The organism is Escherichia sp. WS1368, assembly GCF_046487485.1.
In the GTDB taxonomy this organism is placed as follows: Bacteria; Pseudomonadota; Gammaproteobacteria; order Enterobacterales; family Enterobacteriaceae; genus Escherichia; species Escherichia coli.
In genome coordinates this window covers 186,615-204,976 of sequence record NZ_JBJQJI010000006.1, presented here as the reverse complement: position 1 = coordinate 204,976, position 18,362 = coordinate 186,615, and the positions used below count along the sequence as shown (strand labels likewise).

The window sequence follows — 18,362 nt, the reverse complement described above, 5'->3', positions numbered from 1 at the left end:
CCACTGCGACCATCGCGGCCTGCCGCTGGCGCTTGTCAGCACGGAAGGGGCAACAGAATGGTGCGCAGAATACGATGAATGGGGCAACCTGCTGAATGAAGAGAACCCGCATCAGCTGCAGCAGCTCATCCGCCTGCCGGGTCAGCAGTATGATGAGGAGTCCGGCCTGTATTACAACCGCCACCGCTATTATGACCCGCTGCAGGGGCGGTATATTACTCAGGATCCGATTGGGCTTAAGGGGGGATGGAATTTTTATCAGTATCCGTTAAATCCGATCTCAGAGATAGACCCACAAGGGTTAAATCCGTTAATTCTTAGTGTTGTAGCACTGATGAGTTGCGGTTTGTTTTCATCAGGTGGTGTTATCCAAAGTGGGCAACAACGCAGAGATCAATATGGCCGTAAAGTTAATCCAGAAGCCGACAAATTAACAGATGAACATAAGTCAGGTGTAAATCCTGGTGGTAACTGTAGTCCCCAGAACCTGAGTGACTTACAAAATGAAAAAAACAGATTATGTAACCAGTCTAGAGCTTGCGCTCCTCAGATGCTGAGAAAAGAAATATTGAGACGGTACGAGATAAATTTGGCGTGCGCTTCGGTCAGAAAGCAGATTAATAATCAGTGCTTTGGTGGTGGAGATAAGGCCCATATGGAAGAAGAGAATAAAGCATATAAAACAGCAGCTGATTGCAGTGGCTTAATAAAATGAAAAAAATAATTTTCTCTAACGAGAGTGCAGTCTATGATGAACTTATGATTCATTTCCCATGCCAGCCATTACCTCATATTTCAAATGATATTACAGGGCTGGAGGAACTGGATATTGTATATAATTTTTTCCAAAAGAAACAATGGAATGAAATAGCCAACAATTTTAAAATAAAGGATGACTCTTATGCTTTAGAGTTAGGAATTACATTCCTCCCTGAGAAAGTATTCTGCTATTACATCCCTCTGTATATTTATGCCTCGTTGTTTAATAAGAATGATTTTTGGGTTTTTGAATCCGATTTTATTCAACAATATTTATGTCCTGAGTATCGGGATCACGATGATTTTTTGAATTTTGTTTTTAATTTTTCAGATATACAACTATCTATTATTGCACAGTTTATGTCTTATGAATCAGACGCTGGATTCTTTTATGCAAGTAAAGCTTGTATGGATTTTTGGGAAGATTATTCACCTCTATTACATAAGAAAATTTAATCGTAAAAGGTATAAATGGTTTAATAAAAAACTTGTCTACTCGTTGGAGTAGATGAAAAATAAGATGACGTTGGCATATAGATCACTGCGAATAATCCACCTCTACCACTGCGAATAATCCACCTCTACCACTGCGACTATCGCGGCCTGCCGCTGACGCTTATCAGCCCTGACGGGGCAACAGAATGGTGCGCAGAATATGATGAATGGGGCAACCTGCTGACTGAAGAGAACCCGCAGCACCTGCAGCAGCTTATCCGTCTGCCGGGGCAGCAGTATGATGAGGAGTCCGGCCTGTATTACAACCGCCACCGCTATTATGACCCGCTGCAGGGGCGGTATATCACTCAGGAACCGATTGGGCTGGAAGGCGGGTGGAATCAGTATGTATATGCTTCCATACATCCAACCTATTCTATTGATCCGCTGGGCTTAATTGATAAACCTGCTCCAGTATTCAATCGAGAACTAAATTCAGATGCGTATTATCTTGCCGTAAATAATTGCTATTCATATGCTCTAAATAGGTATGGAAATCCTGGGAGTAGGATTTTTGGCGGCGGAGGATTACAACCTGGAGAATTATCTGGAAAAGAGTTTTCTAAACTCACTTGTAGTAGTATTTTTGAAGCGTCAAAAAATGATGGTGCCAAGGACAGGGAAAGATCATCAGAAGTACTCTTTTTGTACTAAATAATTCGCATTTTATGTTTAAAAATTGAGATATTCCTCATTACCTGAAGCTGTTTTTTATTGCTTATACATGATCAAATACTCCTTACATAATTAAGGAGAACAAAATGGAACTTAAAAAATTGATGGAACATATTTCTATTACTTCCGATTACAGACATGCCAGGAAAGTGGAACATAAATTGTCGGATATTCTACTGTTGACTATTTGTGCCGTTATTTCTTGTGCAGACGGTTGGGAAGATATAGAGGATTTTGGGGAAACACATCTCGATTTTTTAAAACAATATGGTGATTTTTAAAATGGTATTCCTGTTCACGATACCATCGCCAGAGTTGTATCCTGTATCAGTCCTTCAAAATTTCACGAGTGCTTTATTAACTGGATGCGTGACTGCCATTCTTCAGATGATAAAGACGTTATTGCAATTGATGGAAAAACGCTCCGGCATTCTTATGACAAGAGTCGCCGCAGGGGAGCGATTCATGTCATTAGTGCGTTCTCAACAATGCACAGTCTGGTCATCGGACAGATCAGGACGGATGAGAAATCCAATGAGATCACAGCTATCCCTGAACTTCTTAACATGTTGGATATTAAAGGAAAAATCATCACAACTGATGCGATGGGTTGCCAGAAAGATATTGCAGAGAAGATACAAAAACAGGGCGGTGATTATGTATTCGCTGTAAAAGGAAATCAGGGACGACTAAATAAAGCCTTTGAGGAAAAATTCCCACTGAAAGAATTAAATAATCCAGAGCATGACAGTTACGCAATGAGTGAAAAGAGTCACGGCAGAGAAGAAATCCGTCTTCATATTGTTTGCGATGTCCCTGATGAACTTATTGATTTCACGTTTGAATGGAAAGGGCAGCCATGGACAGAAACTACCTGACGTCAGTCCTTGCGGGGAGCGGGCTTTCGTAATCTTGCCCTGCTACAACAGGATTAACTTCACAAATATCATTTCCCAACGTCTACACTTACTCCTGTAAACCGTTCAGGAGCAGTAATGAATCAGCAACGATTTGATGACAGCACCCTAATCCGTATCTTCGCCCTTCATGAGTTACATCGACTGAAAGAACATGGCTTAACGCGCGGGGCACTCAACGATTATCACAGCCGCTATAAACTCGTCTTTCTGGCCCATTCCCAGCCGGAGTACCGCAAACTTGGCCCGTTTGTGGCTGATATTCACCAGTGGCAAAATCTGGATGACTATTACAACCAGTACCGCCAACGCGTAATTGTTTTGCTTTCTCACCCTGCCAACCGGCGTGATCATACTAACGTTTTGATGCACGTTCAGGGATATTTTCGCCCACATATTGATTCCACAGAACGCCAGCAGCTGGCGGCGCTTATCGACAGTTATCGCCGTGGCGAGCAACCGCTTCTTGCGCCGCTGATGCGTATCAAACACTATATGGCGTTTTATCCTGACGCCTGGCTTTCAGAGCAGCGTTATTTCGAACTTTGGCCGCGTGTGATTAACTTGCGCCATGCAGGAGTTTTATGACTACCCATCTGGTCTGGTTTCGCCAGGATTTACGTCAGCACGATAATCTCGCGCTGGCTGCCGCCTGCCGCAATTCGTCTGCACGCGTGCTGGCGTTGTATATCGCTACACCACGCCAGTGGGCGGCGCATAATATGTCGCCGCGTCAGGCTGAATTTATCAATGCACAACTGAACGGGCTACGAATAGCGCTGGCGGAAAAAGGCATTCCTTTATTGTTCCGCGAAGTGGATGACTTTGCCGCCAGTGTCGAAATAGTTAAACAGGTGTGCGCGGAAAACAGCGTTACTCATCTTTTTTATAACTATCAGTATGAAGTGAATGAGCGGGCGCGGGATGTGCAGGTTGAGAGAACGCTGCGTAACGTGGTGTGTGAAGGATTTGACGACAGCGTGATCCTGCCGCCGGGGGCGGTGATGACTGGCAATCATGAGATGTACAAAGTCTTTACGCCATTTAAAAACGCCTGGCTGAAACGGTTGCGAGAAGGGGTGCCGGAGTGCGTCGCTGCGCCAAAAGTACGTAGTAGTGGATCGATAGATCCCGCGCTATCAATTACGCTGAATTACCCTCGTCAGTCTTTCGATACTGCGCATTTCCCGGTGGAAGAAAAAGCGGCGATTGCGCAATTACGCCAGTTTTGCCAGAACGGTGCCGGAGAGTATGAGCAACAACGAGATTTTCCGGCAGTGGAAGGCACCAGTCGTTTGTCCGCCAGTCTGGCAACGGGCGGGTTATCGCCTCGCCAGTGTTTGCATCGCCTGTTGGCGGAACAGCCGCAGGCGCTGGACGGTGGGGCCGGTAGTGTCTGGCTTAATGAGCTGATCTGGCGCGAGTTCTACCGTCATCTGATGACGTATTACCCTTCGTTGTGTAAACATCGTCCATTTATTGCCTGGACGGATCGTGTACAGTGGCAAAGCAATCCCACTTATTTAAAGGCCTGGCAGGAAGGTAAAACCGGATACCCGATTGTCGATGCCGCCATGCGTCAGCTTAACAGCACTGGCTGGATGCATAACCGGCTACGGATGATTACAGCCAGTTTTTTGGTGAAAGATTTATTGATCGACTGGCGCGAAGGTGAGCGATATTTCATGTCGCAGCTGATTGATGGTGATTTGGCAGCCAATAACGGTGGCTGGCAGTGGGCCGCTTCAACCGGAACCGATGCAGCGCCGTATTTTCGTATTTTTAACCCGACAACCCAGGGCGAGGAATTTGACCGCGAAGGCGAGTTTATCCGCCAGTGGCTACCGGAACTGCGCGATGTGCCAGGGAAAGTGGTGCATGAGCCGTGGAAGTGGGCGCAGAAAGCAGGTGTGACGCTGGATTATCCGCAACCGATAGTTGATCACAAAGAGGCAAGGCTGCGAACGCTGGCAGCGTACGAAGAAGCGAGGAAAGGAGCCTGATAAAACGCAGCGAGCGTTTTATCAGGCATCGGTGCTGGCCTGTTAAGACTCCAGCGCCAGCGCGCGGTTTCTGAATTTCAGCGCCTGATACAGCCAAATCATCAACACCACTCCTACACACGCCAGTGCGCCCCAGGTAATTTGATCAAATACTTCAATATATGCATTGATGGAGTAGTTGATCGCCCCGGAAGTATCAAACGAAGCCTGCGATGTCTGATCGGCAATCACGCCAGCCAGATAGTTCGCAATCGCGCCGGAAAGCAGCATATAAATGCCAGTTAATACGCCAGTCACGCCAGGGATTTCAATGCGCGTAATCTGCGACATAGCAACCGGGTCGATAAACAGTTCCGCAAAGCCCATCACCGCCAGGCCTAACACCATTAGTGGCAGAGAAGAGTGACCATACATTGCGGACCAGCGGGCGCTTAAGGTCAGAATGCAGAATCCGGCGCTCATCAGGCCAAGGCCAAGAGCAAATTTTCCCCAGATGCGCACGGTACGATTACCTGCGACGCTCTCTTTAACCACCCACGCCAGGAACACACCGCACAGCATAACTGCGAAGGCATTAATCGACTGGAACATAGCAGTCGGAACGGTATAACCAAACATATCGCGGTTAACGAAGCGGTCGATATAAAGGCTAATCGAGCTACCCCCCTGTTGTGCGAATGCCCAGAACAACATGCTGAAGAAGGTGAGGGTAACAATCAGCCCCAGCTCCTTACGCTGTTTCTGGTTTTCTGCTTTGCGATAAATTTTTGCCAATACACCCAGGCCAATAATAGTCGCGACAATCAAGGCGTATACCGACCACTCTTTCCAGAACAGTACGGTGATCAGCGCAGGCGTTGCCACCAGCAGAACCAGCAGCCATCCCCAGTTGGGCAGGAGAAAGTTTGTCGCACGCAGTACTTTTTTGTTAACGCCGCGGGTATGAGTGAAATGACGATTGCCACATAAGAAAATGACCAGACCCGCGATCATGCCAACCGCCGCCAGGCCAAAGCCCATCGCCCAGCTATACTCTTCCTGGGCGTAACCACAGGCGATAGGTGCGATAATAGACCCCACGTTACCCGCCGCATACATCAGCGAGAAACCGCCATCACGACGCGGATCGGTTGGCTCATACAGCTCGCCGAGCAGGCAACTGACGTTGGATTTAAACAGACCATAGCCACAAACGATAATCGCCAGGGACAGATAGAGGAATGACGGATGGATCTCACTGGCACCCAGCACCACATGACCGATCGCCATCAACAACGCCCCCAGCATCACCGCCATGCGATTACCGAGAACTTTATCCGCCAAAAAGCCACCGAGGATTGGCGTGACATACACCAGCGAACAGTAGGCGCTAAATAACTCGTAGGCGTGAGTATCGTTGTATTTTAGTTGATTGGTGAGATAGAGAATCAGCAGGGCACGCATGCCGTAAAAGCTAAAATATTCCCAGATTTGCAGCGCAACGACATAGTAAATAGCGCGCGGCTGTGATGCGTGTTTATTCATAATAATTCCACAATTGACTGCAACGTCACGTAATAGTTGCGCGGCGTGCTTGTGTTTCCTTAAAGTTAAAACTTTGATACAGATCTGATTATTTATGCAATATGCTGTCTGATTGCATAAATATACATTAGCTGAAGCGTGATGATATAAACAATTTGCGTCTTTTGGCGTCGGGTTTGTTTCTTAATATGTCAAAAGATTGGCTATCGACGAACAGGCGAGGTAACGCTATGTTAACGGTGTAGCTATCAGAATACGGAAGGCGCGAAGATGAAAAACACCGAACTGGAACAACTGATTAACGAAAAACTGAACAGCGCGGCGATTAGTGATTACGCGCCGAATGGTTTGCAGGTGGAAGGCAAAGAGACGGTGCAAAAAATTGTTACCGGTGTCACTGCCAGCCAGGCTTTGCTCGATGAGGCAGTGCGTCTGGGCGCGGATGCGGTCATTGTGCATCATGGCTACTTCTGGAAAGGCGAATCTCCGGTCATTCGCGGCATGAAGCGTAACCGTTTAAAAACGTTGCTGGCAAATGATATCAACCTGTATGGCTGGCATTTGCCGCTTGACGCACATCCTGAGCTGGGCAATAACGCACAGCTGGCGGCGTTACTGGGGATCTCGGTCATGGGCGAAATTGAGCCGTTGGTGCCGTGGGGCGAACTGACCATGCCTGTGCCGGGACTGGAACTAGCCTCCTGGATTGAAGCGCGTCTGGGACGTAAGCCGTTATGGTGTGGCGATACCGGACCTGAGGTGGTCCAGCGCGTTGCCTGGTGCACGGGCGGCGGGCAAAGTTTTATCGATAGCGCCGCGCGTTTTGGCGTGGATGCTTTTATTACTGGCGAAGTTTCTGAACAGACCATTCATTCAGCCCGCGAGCAGGGATTGCATTTTTATGCTGCGGGTCACCATGCCACTGAACGTGGTGGTATTCGCGCGTTGAGCGAGTGGCTGAATGAAAATACCGATCTTGATGTGACCTTTATTGATATTCCTAATCCTGCATAACGAATAATCAGAGGGATCGAAAGTGCAACGAGCGCGTTGTTATCTGATAGGTGAAACGGCGGTAGTGCTGGAACTGGAACCGCCGGTGACGCTGGCTAGCCAGAAACGGATCTGGCGACTGGCACAGCGTCTGGTGGATATGCCGAATGTGGTTGAAGCCATTCCCGGCATGAACAATATCACGGTGATTTTACGTAATCCTGAGTCGCTGGCGCTGGATGCCATAGAGCGTTTGCAACGCTGGTGGGAGGAGAGTGAGGCGCTGGAGCCGGAGTCTCGTTTTATTGAAATTCCGGTTGTTTACGGTGGCGCAGGCGGACCGGATTTGGCGGTGGTCGCGGCGCATTGTGGGTTGAGCGAAAAACAGGTTGTTGAATTGCACTCCTCCGTGGAATACGTGGTCTGGTTTTTAGGTTTTCAACCGGGCTTCCCGTATCTCGGGAGTTTGCCGGAACAACTACACACGCCACGTCGCGCTGAACCGCGCTTGCTCGTTCCGGCAGGTTCTGTCGGGATCGGCGGGCCGCAGACTGGTGTTTATCCGCTGGCAACGCCGGGTGGCTGGCAGTTGATTGGTCATACCTCACTCAGCCTGTTTGATCCGGCGCGTGACGAACCCATCTTATTACGTCCGGGAGACAGCGTGCGCTTTGTACCGCAGAAGGAGGGAGTATGCTGAAGATTATTCGTGCGGGCATGTATACCACTGTGCAGGATGGCGGTCGTCACGGTTTTCGCCAGTCGGGTATCAGCCACTGCGGCGCACTGGATATGCCTGCGTTACGCATTGCTAACCTGCTGGTGGGTAATGACGCCAATGCCCCCGCGCTGGAGATCACGCTCGGTCAGTTAACGGTAGAGTTCGAAACTGATGGGTGGTTTGCCCTGACGGGGGCAGGTTGCGAAGCGCGGCTGGATGATAATGCCGTCTGGACTGGCTGGCGATTGCCGATGAAAGCAGGCCAGCGTTTAACGCTTAAACGCCCGCAGCACGGGATGCGCAGTTATCTGGCGGTCGCGGGTGGTATTGATGTTCCGCCGGTAATGGGGTCATGCAGCACCGATCTCAAAGTGGGGATTGGCGGGCTGGAAGGCCGTTTACTGAAGGATGGTGACCGACTCCCGATTGGCAAAGCGAAGCGTGATTTTATGGAAGCGCAGGGCGTTAAACAGCTGCTGTGGGGCAACCGCATTCGCGCCTTGCCGGGGCCGGAATATCATGAGTTCGATCGCGCCTCGCAGGATGCATTCTGGCGTTCGCCCTGGCAGCTTAGCTCGCAAAGTAACCGAATGGGCTATCGCTTACAGGGGCAAATTTTAAAACGCACCACCGATCGCGAACTGTTATCTCACGGTTTGTTGCCGGGTGTGGTGCAAGTGCCGCATAACGGCCAGCCGATTGTATTGATGAACGACGCACAGACCACCGGTGGTTATCCGCGTATTGCCTGTATCATTGAGGCTGATATGTACCATCTGGCGCAAATTCCGCTCGGTCAGCCGATTCATTTTGTCCAGTGTTCACTGGAAGAGGCACTGAAAGCGCGGCAAGATCAACAACGTTATTTCGAACAATTAGCGTGGCGGCTGCACAATGAAAATTGACCTGAACGCCGATCTGGGCGAAGGCTGCGCCAGCGACGCAGAGCTATTAACGCTGGTTTCCTCTGCCAATATTGCTTGTGGATTTCATGCAGGCGATGCGCAAACCATGCAGGCTTGCGTGCGTGAAGCAATAAAAAATGGTGTTGCGATTGGCGCTCATCCGAGTTTTCCCGACAGGGAAAATTTTGGTCGCAGAGCCATGCAGCTGCCGCCAGAAACCGTTTACGCCCAGACGCTGTATCAAATTGGCGCGCTGGCAGCGATTACCCGTGCGCAAGGCGGCGTAATGTGTCATGTCAAACCGCACGGCATGTTATACAACCAGGCGGCGAAAGAGGCACAACTGGCAGACGCCATCGCCAGAGCGGTATACGCTTGCGATCCGGCATTGATTCTCGTCGGGCTGGCAGGAAGCGAGCTGATTCGTGCAGGCAAGCAATATGGCCTGACAACGCGCGAGGAAGTGTTTGCCGATCGCGGTTATCAGGCAGACGGTTCGCTGGTGCCGCGAAGCCAGCCAGGCGCGTTGATTGAAAACGAAGAACAGGCGCTGGAGCAAACGTTGGAGATGGTGCAACACGGCAGAGTCAAAAGCATCACCGGCGAATGGGCAACGGTCACGGCGCAAACGGTCTGCCTGCATGGCGATGGCGAGCACGCACTGGCGTTCGCCCGCCGACTACGCTCTACATTTGCCGAAAAGGGGATTGTTGTCGCAGCATAACCCCGCTTAATAAAGAATGAAAAAAGGATATCACCATGCCTGAAGGCCCGGAGATCCGCCGTGCAGCGGATAACCTGGAGGCGGCGATCAAAGGCAAACCACTAACTGATGTCTGGTTTGCCTTCCCGCAGTTAAAATCTTATCAATCACGACTTATCGGTCAACACGTTACCCATGTGGAAACGCGTGGTAAGGCGTTGTTAACTCATTTTTCCAACGACTTAACGCTCTACAGCCATAATCAGCTTTACGGCGTCTGGCGCGTGGTTGAAACCGGCGAAGAGCCGCAGACCACGCGAGTATTGCGGGTAAAACTGCAAACGGCTGACAAAACCATTCTGCTTTATAGCGCCTCGGATATTGAGATGTTGACCCCGGAACAACTGACCACGCATCCGTTTTTACAACGCGTTGGTCCCGATGTGCTGGATCCGAATCTGACGCCGGAGGTGGTAAAGGAACGGTTATTGTCGCCGCGCTTTCGTAACCGTCAGTTTGCTGGATTACTACTCGATCAGGCGTTTCTGGCTGGGCTTGGCAATTATTTGCGGGTGGAGATCCTCTGGCAGGTTGGGTTAACCGGCAATCATAAAGCGAAAGATCTCAGTGCGGCGCGACTAGATGCACTCGCACACGCGTTACTGGATATTCCTCGACTTTCTTACGCTACGCGGGGGCAGGTGGATGAGAATAAACATCATGGGGCGTTGTTTCGCTTTAAGGTTTTTCATCGTGATGGCGAACCGTGTGAACGCTGTGGCAGCATCATTGAGAAAACCACGCTGTCATCTCGCCCGTTTTACTGGTGCCCAGGCTGTCAGCACTAGGCCGTACGTTTCGGCGCATAGGTTGAAATAAACCGCGCAATGGCAGGTCCCGTCAGCAAAATACTGAACAGGCGCAGGGTTTGCATCGCCATAATAAGCGCCATATCGGCATTGCTCCCTGCGGCGATGACCGCCACGGTATCAAGCCCGCCGGGGCTGGTGGCGAGGTAGGCAGTCATAAAATCAATATGCATAAACCGGGTCAGTCCCCACGCCATACCTGCACAAATAGCCAGCAGAGCAAAAATCGACAGCAGGATTTGTGGCAGTGGGCGCAATGCCCGCAGTAATATTTGTTTATCGAAACCAAGACCAATCCGCCAACCAATTGCCATATACGCCATCGCCAGCAGCCATTCTGGTAGTTCGATGGTGATGAGCTGACCAGACTGGAGCACTGCGCCCGCCAGCATCGGGATGAGCATCGTGCCGGAAGGAAGACGTAGCAAGCATCCCGCCGTACCAGCAACGACCGCGAGCAAAATCGTAAGCAGGAGATTAATGCTCACTGGCGGAAACCAGACGATCTGCTGGTTAACCGCTTCAGCGTTATCGCCCAGCATCATGCGGGTGACCAGAACAGCGGCCCCTGCGACGAACAGCACTCGCAGATATTGCATAAACGCCACCAGGCGAATATCTGCGCCGTAATCTTGCGCCATAGCGACCATTGCCGCCGCGCCGCCAGGAGAAGAACCCCAGGCACCAGTATTTCCTGGTAATGAGCTATAGCGCACCAGTAGCCACCCAACAATGGCGCTGGAAAGCAGCGTCACCAGTAAAATTGTAAGCACGATCGGCCAGTTGACGGCCAGCGTGGTGAGAATCGAACCAGTGAGGTTTTGCGCAATCATACAGCCAAGAATGGCCTGCGCGGCGAGAAAAGCGGAGCGGGGGAGTTGTAAAGTAATTCCGCGCATACTAAAGATGATCCCGGCGATCATCGGTCCAAGTAATAGCGCCGCCGGGAGATGTACCGCGAGGAAACCAATAGAAAGGAGAAGTGAGAGCACACATAACATTCCCCACTGCAAAATTGGCATCCTTCGTTCCCTCATTATTTTTTCTTTGGTGTATCGATACAGCATAAAGAAAGCCGGGCCAGGAAAAAATAACAGCAATCAAGGAAAAGGGGAAAATCAGCAATTTTCTGAAAGAGATGCCCTTTCCGGCTGCAAAGGGCATCATGGCAAATCAGTTATAGTTAATCTTAAAAAGCACCACTGTATCGAAGGGGCCAGCCTCGATGGGGGTACCTGGAATGGACGAAAGTTCAGCCGTATAGGTTTTTTCGTAGATCAGCATATCGCTGGTGAAATCGGCGTATTCAGCATATTTATTGAAGGTATAAGGCGAGGCGTTTTCATCCAGCAAACGTAGCTTCAGACCATTACCAATCAACAATGCTTTATCTTCTTCAACCAACGTTTCTTCGGTATAAAAGGAGGAGCTGACCTTAAATCCGTCGGTGCACTGGTCATTTTGTGATTTTGTCGTCTTAATACTGAATGTTTTCGACATTGTGTGGCGGCGAATATCCAGCAGGTTAAATTTACCAAAATCAATCACCTGTGTTTCTGGTGAAATAGAAAAATTGACGCTGCAATCCAGTACACGAATGTTTTCCAGACCAGTAATATGGTATTTCAGGTTTTGGGCGGTAGGGTCTTCGTTAACGCTACCGGCACCATCAAATTGCACGACGATGTAGTCGCTAAGCGTACTTTGATAATCATGCGGCGGCATTTCGCGAATCTTAACGTATAACCGCATACGAGCGAGAAAGGTTCGCGACATGTGAATATTAGCGGGGTCACCCGAGCATATTTTGTTCTGCCAGCCCATCGCGATAATCTGCTCAGGGGTATAAATGTTAATATTCTTACTGTCGATACACTGGTTGGTGTCGATGCGGCTTTTCCCCAGACTGGCATCGTAATCGACACCATTGTATGTCACGCCGAGTTGATAATAACGATCCTGTACCCCCGGGTAGGGGTTTACCCATGCGTAGACATGTTCGCTTTCAAAGTTGCCGTTGGTATTGTTGTCACAATAGACGGGAATTTTAATATCGTCAGATTCCCAGATCTTATCGCCGGGTTTGGCATTACCTGGCACAGCAAAAGGTTGAATCACTTCTGATTTTTCTACCGAACCACCGGATGAACCAAAGTAGCAGTTCAGGGCAAGCGCAGACTTCAACGGCAGAAATACCAGACAGATGACGAGCAACACTCCCTTGCCAGCACTCATTTCTTCGCCTCCACTGCTTGTAAACGGCATTGTCCGCTGCAGTTGAGCGTCGTCATGCGTAACGCGCCGTAATCATCCATATAACCGAGATAAAACTGCCTGCCGCTATAACTTCCGGTGTTTGTGTTGACCGTACTAAAAGGCGCAACCATCACGGTTTTGAAGCCGGGGAGAACGCCTTTTTCATTTCTCCCCAGATAGGCAATGGTCAGATAATACGCGGTAGGATTTTTCAGTGTCAGTTGGTTGGCCTGCTGGCTGACCTGTAACTGCAGTTCGACCTTTTCTCCTGCTTTCTTGCGTAATGCAGCCGGTCGCCAGAATACCTTGATACGACTCTGAATGGCGACTTGCAGAACGGCATGGTCGCTATTTTTTTCTGGGGCGGGAGGAATTTCACGCATATTGTAGAAAAATAGCGTTTCGCGATCGCCAGGTAATTTCGCGGTCGAGGCTTGCTTGACTATCCGCACCTGCGTTGTTGCTTTCGGTTCCAGACGTTGTATCGGTGGCAGGGCGACCAGAAGATCATCGCTTTTCTCCCCTTTTTCATTTTCGAGCCAGGAATAAGCGAGGTAGGGGAGTTTATCGCTACGATTATCCACTCGCAGGCTGGTGGCTTTATCATTAGCGTTAAACACAATGCGAGTGCGATCGGGTTGTAGCGCAGCGTAGCTGCACAGACTGGCAACCAACAACAAAAGGGGTAGTCCTTTCATAAATGTCATTTTCATTTCCTTAATTAATGACAAGGTAAAATCAGGCGATTTGCGGTGTCTTCCATATGTTCAGGAAGATGGATCGAGCAACGCTGGCTATCACCCCAGATCACGGTAAATTGTTGATTTTCAGCGACTCCACTTAACCAGGCGTGTCCTTCCTCACCAACTATTCCCACGCTAATGCCGCTATCCTCCTGGCGGATATCCGCACCGAGGGGGGGGAGCTGACCGCTGGCGTTGCGAATGATGACGTTAACGTCTTTACCGGAACGGGAAGCCAGCGATTTGTAACCTATCGCGCCTTCAATCCACGTTTCTTTGATAACGTTATCTGCCACTGTTACGCCGTCGGGTAAATCATTCATGTTCACCGCCACGGTGGAAGGCTGGTAACTGGAAATCAACGGCACCACCGCAATGCCAAAATGGTTGGTGTAGTCGAGATTGCCCTGAACCGGAATATCTGCCACGCCATCGGTGCTGACCATCAGGCGTGGTTCATTGGTGGAGCTGCGGCGATGGAACGCCGCACCATATTGAGTTGCCGTGAAAGAACCGCTCCAGCTGCTGCTGACGGAACTGTAATCATTGGCGGCATAGGTACCAGAAATATCCCACTCACCCGCTGAACTCAGGTGCTGATAGTTACCGCTCACCTGGGCTCCATTATCCGGACGGTCGGATTGCAGTCCGGTAGACATGCCCCAGCTATTACGTTCATCTAACGTATCATTCCACGACATGCGGTGCGTGGTGCTGTGATTACTGTTTTGCATGTCATAACCGACCCGCCCCCCGTTACCGAAGGGGAGCGAAATCGACAGGTAAATCTGATTGTCGCGATCTTTATCTTCGTAATGGGTTGTATTGAATGACGTCGAGATCGAGATATCTCTCCAGTTACCAATATCAACATTAAAACCCGCCGTGATGTTGGCGGTCGTGGAGGCGTCTGCATTCCACCAGGTTTGATGCAGCAGGTTGGCGTACAGATTGAGGTTCAGTGGGGTAATCGGTTGCCCCACGGATAAGCTGATCGTCTGTTTTTCGTCCTGCGCATCGTTGTCGTTGTATTTGTGATCCAGATAGTTGGCGTAGCTGTGAAAATGACGATCTGAGAAGCGATAAGCGGCGAGCGAAATCGTGCTGTTAGTGGCATCCACTTGTTTGCTGTAATTAAAGCGGTAACTTAAGCCCCGCTCGTCCTGCTGAGTATCAAACTGACTACTGGCCCAGGTGACATCAAACGACAATGCACCAAGCCAGAGCATATTTTGCCCGATACCCATTGCGGCAGAATGGTAGTTGTCACCCGAAATCAGCAGGCCGCCGTACAGTGAGGTATTTGACAGCATCCCCCAGGAAACTTCATTGCTAAAAAAGGTTTCATTTTCAGTTTGATGAGACATAGATGTTCGCGGCTGACCGGCAGCAAGTTTATAGCGAACCTGCCCCTGGCGCGTAAGGAAAGGCGTCGATGCTGCCGAAACCTGGAAATTGTTCACCCGACCATCTTCTTCCGTCACTTTGACATCCAACGTACCCTGGACGGACTGATTAAGGTCATCAATGATAAACGGACCTGGTAGGACTTTTTTCTGGTAAATAACTCGCCCTGAGTGACTCACGGTGACGGTGGCGTTGGTTTGTGCAATGCCGCTGATTTGTGGGGCGTAGCCGCGTAGCTCCCACGGTAACATCCGATCGTCACTTGCCAGTGCCGCGCCGGTATAAGAAAAGCCGTCGAAAATATTGGAACTGAAATCCGTTTCACCAAGGGTTAATTTTGAACCTAATTGCGGTAATGGACGAAAAAGATAGGTGCGTGATATTTCGCCTGACTGTTCATGGTTATCATCGCTATCGGTCTGATTCAATTGGTAATCACTGCGTAAACGCCATGCTCCCGCGTTAATTCCGGCTGTTCCATAGGCGTTCAGGTTAGTGCTGTTGCTACCATCCTGTGGGCGGTAGCTGCTGGCAAACAGGTTGTAGTCCATCAGGACGCCGGCGACACCTTCTTTCCATGTTGAGGGGGGAGTCCAGTTATCTGAGTGCCACGCCAGCCAGGCTTGTGGAATAGTGATATTCAGTTGCTGGCTAGCCTGATCAAAAATGAAGAGAATTTCAGGCCGGGAGCTAAAATCGACGCACTGGTTTAACCGTGGTAACGACTGACGAACTTCAGGTTTTAAACCAAATTTATCTACCAGTAAATCATTAATACACGGAATGGTTTGGTCACCGTTCTTTTTCCAGTCAATTTTTTGTCCGTTACTGATTTGGTTGTTATTTACTGCAACGCTAACAAAATATTCACCGGGAGCAATGCCCCCTTTTTCCTTTAATAATGAAATATCAATGCGATCTCGCATCGATTTATCGAGGACATTCAGGTTGAATTCGACCGCCAATGCGGAAGGTATCGCCATGACTAGGCAGGATATAAAAGAGAGTCGATAAATATTCACGGTGTCCATACCTGATAAATATTTGAAGAAAGGCGGCGATAGCGCCGCCAAAGTGATACTTATTTATAATCCAGCACGTAGGTTGCATTCGCCGTAACTGCACCTGGTGTTACGGGCGTAGCCTGATCAATTTGTTCCATCCACGCAAAGAAATTTAACGTTTGTTCGCTGGAGGTTGGTGCCAGGTCGATATCTGGAGTAGCGGTGCCTAAAACGATATTGCTTTGATCTTTATTCATTAAACGCACGCCGACACCGGTCGCTTCACCCGTGCTGGTGTTGTTGAGAATCGGATCTGCGCCGGTGGTTTTCGCTGAGCTGTCAAAGGTGACTGCAACTTTAGAAATCTTGCCGCCGGAACCGTTGTTGGAGTTTTCCAGATCGCAGTTGACTAAGCGCAGGTCGACAGCAACGGCATCGCTGTGATGCGACTGATTAATGTGGCTGGTGGTCACCTGACCGAGTTCAACCTCTTTATCAATATCATCCTGATGTATTTCACACGGTGCTTCAATAACTTCACCTTTAAAGTGAATTTCACCGGATCCTTCATCAGCCGCATAAACAGGTGCAGTGAACAGCAGAGATACGGCCAGTGCGGCCAATGTTTTTTGTCCTTTAAACATAGCTGAGTCCTTTAAATAATGAGATAGAGTGTTGCGAGGCAAGAATATATTAACTGACAGTTGAATGTATTTGGTTTTATTTAACAATATTAAAAAGCTTGTTATAGAAAGAATGGAATAATTGAGTGCATAAATTTATTGTTTAATGAGATGAAAGATGGGGTGGGATGGATATGCATAATTTTCATTGGGTTAACAATGCTACCGGCAGGAAAGTATAAAAATAAACTTATCATTCTGCTCAGTATGTGACTTGTCACATTATTTCACCTTATTAATGGGTATTTGCATCTGGTTTAATTTTTACAATTTATTATGTTCAGCCATATAAAAAAGAACCCGCTCTATTAAAGGCGGGTCCGGAAAGTAAACGGCTTAGCAATCAACCATTAACGCTTAATGTCGCTTTTAAAGTCGCGTTTTTCATATCCTGTATACAGTTGACGCGGACGGGCAATCTTCATACCGTCACTGTGCATTTCGCTCCAGTGGGCGATCCAGCCAACGGTACGTGCCATAGCGAAGATCACGGTGAACATAGAAGACGGAATACCCATCGCTTTCAGGATGATACCAGAGTAGAAATCGACGTTCGGGTAGAGTTTCTTCTCGATAAAGTACGGGTCGTTCAGCGCGATGTTTTCCAGCTCCATAGCCACTTCCAGCAGGTCATCTTTGGTACCCAGCTCTTTCAGCACTTCATGGCAGGTTTCACGCATTACGGTGGCGCGCGGGTCGTAATTTTTGTACACGCGGTGACCGAAGCCCATCAGGCGGAAAGAGTCATTTTTGTCTTTCGCACGACGAACAAATTCCGGAATGTGTTTAACGGAGCTGATTTCTTCCAGCATTTTCAGCGCCGCTTCGTTAGCACCACCGTGCGCAGGTCCCCACAGTGAAGCAATACCTGCTGCGATACAGGCAAACGGGTTCGCACCCGAAGAGCCAGCGGTACGCACGGTGGAGGTAGAGGCGTTCTGTTCATGGTCAGCGTGCAGGATCAGAATACGGTCCATAGCACGTTCCAGAATCGGATTAACTTCATACGGTTCGCACGGCGTGGAGAACATCATATTCAGGAAGTTACCGGCATAGGAGAGATCGTTGCGCGGGTAAACAAATGGCTGACCAATGGAATACTTGTAACACATCGCGGCCATGGTCGGCATTTTCGACAGCAGGCGGAACGCGGCAATTTCACGATGACGAGGATTGTTAACATCCAGCGAGTCGTGATAGAACGCCGCCAGCGCGCCGGTAATACCACACATGACTGCCATTGGATGCGAGTCGCGACGGAAAGCATGGAACAGACGGGTAATCTGCTCGTGGATCATGGTATGACGGGTCACCGTAGTTTTAAATTCGTCATACTGTTCCTGAGTCGGTTTTTCACCATTCAGCAGGATGTAACAAACTTCCAGGTAGTTAGAATCGGTCGCCAGCTGATCGATCGGGAAACCGCGGTGCAGCAAAATACCTTCATCACCATCAATAAAAGTAATTTTAGATTCGCAGGATGCGGTTGAAGTGAAGCCTGGGTCAAAGGTGAACACACCTTTTGAACCGAGAGTACGGATATCAATAACATCTTGACCCAGCGTGCCTTTCAGCACATCCAGTTCAACAGCTGTGTCCCCGTTGAGGGTGAGTTTTGCTTTTGTATCAGCCATTTAAGGTCTCCTTAGCGCCTTATTGCGTAAGACTGCCGGAACTTAAATTTGCCTTCGCACATCAACCTGGC

The 18,362-nt window shown here is 49.2% G+C and carries 16 protein-coding genes and 2 pseudogenes; 11 read left to right on the top strand and 7 right to left on the bottom strand.

What is annotated here, in order from left to right; translation table 11 throughout:
• The 6 genes and pseudogenes from ACJHYD_RS14225 to phrB all read left to right on the top strand — a co-directional run.
• On the top strand, positions 1-715 hold a 715-nt coding region (locus tag ACJHYD_RS14225), incomplete at its 5' end, for an RHS repeat-associated core domain-containing protein (protein WP_208484006.1).
• The gene (locus ACJHYD_RS14220) at positions 712-1,215 is read left to right on the top strand and encodes a hypothetical protein (RefSeq protein ID WP_000720081.1); all 504 of its coding nucleotides are present in this window, start codon (positions 712-714) and stop codon (positions 1,213-1,215) included. The genes ACJHYD_RS14225 and ACJHYD_RS14220, both read left to right, overlap by 4 nt.
• Positions 1,216-1,320: 105 nt before the next feature.
• Positions 1,321-1,908: pseudogene (locus ACJHYD_RS14215) on the top strand (RHS repeat-associated core domain-containing protein); the annotation flags it as partial.
• Between the two features lie 107 nt (positions 1,909-2,015).
• Positions 2,016-2,783: pseudogene (locus tag ACJHYD_RS14210) on the top strand (ISAs1 family transposase); the annotation flags it as partial.
• Positions 2,784-2,924: 141 nt separating this feature from the next.
• On the top strand, positions 2,925-3,434 hold the full coding sequence (locus ACJHYD_RS14205) for a YbgA family protein (protein WP_001522578.1): 510 nt from the start codon (positions 2,925-2,927) through the stop codon (positions 3,432-3,434).
• Complete coding sequence (phrB, locus tag ACJHYD_RS14200; RefSeq protein WP_001550810.1) at positions 3,431-4,849, top strand: deoxyribodipyrimidine photo-lyase; 1,419 nt, start codon at positions 3,431-3,433, stop codon at positions 4,847-4,849. Before ACJHYD_RS14205 ends, phrB begins: the two co-directional genes overlap by 4 nt.
• A 42-nt stretch (positions 4,850-4,891) precedes the next feature.
• Here phrB and dtpD read toward each other — a convergent pair whose 3' ends face one another.
• A complete protein-coding gene (gene dtpD / locus ACJHYD_RS14195; protein WP_001550812.1) occupies positions 4,892-6,373 on the bottom strand; it encodes a dipeptide permease DtpD in 1,482 nt (493 codons plus the stop codon).
• 270 nt (positions 6,374-6,643) lie between these two features.
• Here dtpD and ybgI point away from each other — a divergent pair, with 270 nt between their 5' ends.
• From ybgI to nei, 5 genes are read left to right on the top strand one after another with little or no spacing between them, the layout of a single operon-like run.
• Complete coding sequence (gene ybgI / locus ACJHYD_RS14190; protein WP_001550813.1) at positions 6,644-7,387, top strand: radiation resistance protein YbgI; 744 nt, start codon at positions 6,644-6,646, stop codon at positions 7,385-7,387.
• Between the two features lie 22 nt (positions 7,388-7,409).
• Positions 7,410-8,066, top strand: a complete 657-nt coding sequence (gene pxpB, locus ACJHYD_RS14185; RefSeq protein WP_001188343.1) for a 5-oxoprolinase subunit PxpB — start codon at positions 7,410-7,412, stop codon at positions 8,064-8,066.
• Positions 8,060-8,992 (top strand): 5-oxoprolinase subunit PxpC, encoded by a 933-nt coding sequence (pxpC, locus tag ACJHYD_RS14180; protein WP_000912716.1) that lies wholly within the window; start codon positions 8,060-8,062, stop codon positions 8,990-8,992. The genes pxpB and pxpC overlap by 7 nt, the downstream gene beginning before the upstream one ends.
• Positions 8,982-9,716: a 5-oxoprolinase subunit PxpA gene (gene pxpA / locus ACJHYD_RS14175; RefSeq protein ID WP_001550814.1), complete on the top strand. Its 735-nt coding sequence runs from the start codon at positions 8,982-8,984 to the stop codon at positions 9,714-9,716. The genes pxpC and pxpA overlap by 11 nt, the downstream gene beginning before the upstream one ends.
• A 35-nt stretch (positions 9,717-9,751) precedes the next feature.
• Positions 9,752-10,543 carry an endonuclease VIII gene (gene nei, locus ACJHYD_RS14170; protein ID WP_001550815.1) on the top strand — a complete coding sequence of 264 codons (792 nt, stop codon included), beginning with the start codon at positions 9,752-9,754 and terminating at the stop codon, positions 10,541-10,543.
• On the opposite strand, the gene ACJHYD_RS14165 is transcribed toward nei, so the two are convergent.
• The 6 genes from ACJHYD_RS14165 to gltA form a co-directional block, all read right to left on the bottom strand.
• Positions 10,540-11,586 carry an AbrB family transcriptional regulator gene (locus tag ACJHYD_RS14165; RefSeq protein WP_001550816.1) on the bottom strand — a complete coding sequence of 349 codons (1,047 nt, stop codon included), beginning with the start codon at positions 11,584-11,586 and terminating at the stop codon, positions 10,540-10,542. The genes nei and ACJHYD_RS14165 overlap by 4 nt on opposite strands.
• 151 nt (positions 11,587-11,737) lie before the next feature.
• Positions 11,738-12,799 (bottom strand): fimbrial protein, encoded by a 1,062-nt coding sequence (locus ACJHYD_RS14160; RefSeq protein ID WP_001550817.1) that lies wholly within the window; start codon positions 12,797-12,799, stop codon positions 11,738-11,740.
• Positions 12,796-13,527 carry a molecular chaperone gene (locus ACJHYD_RS14155; RefSeq protein ID WP_001550818.1) on the bottom strand — a complete coding sequence of 244 codons (732 nt, stop codon included), beginning with the start codon at positions 13,525-13,527 and terminating at the stop codon, positions 12,796-12,798. The genes ACJHYD_RS14160 and ACJHYD_RS14155 overlap by 4 nt, the downstream gene beginning before the upstream one ends.
• Before the next feature lie 14 nt (positions 13,528-13,541).
• Positions 13,542-16,001, bottom strand: a complete 2,460-nt coding sequence (locus ACJHYD_RS14150; RefSeq protein ID WP_019842360.1) for a fimbria/pilus outer membrane usher protein — start codon at positions 15,999-16,001, stop codon at positions 13,542-13,544.
• Between the two features lie 50 nt (positions 16,002-16,051).
• On the bottom strand, positions 16,052-16,618 hold the full coding sequence (locus tag ACJHYD_RS14145) for a fimbrial protein (protein WP_000472419.1): 567 nt from the start codon (positions 16,616-16,618) through the stop codon (positions 16,052-16,054).
• A gap of 389 nt (positions 16,619-17,007) precedes the next feature.
• Entirely contained in the window at positions 17,008-18,291 is a 1,284-nt protein-coding gene (gene gltA / locus ACJHYD_RS14140; RefSeq protein WP_000785834.1) for a citrate synthase, read from the bottom strand.
• Positions 18,292-18,362: the final 71 nt, after the last annotated feature.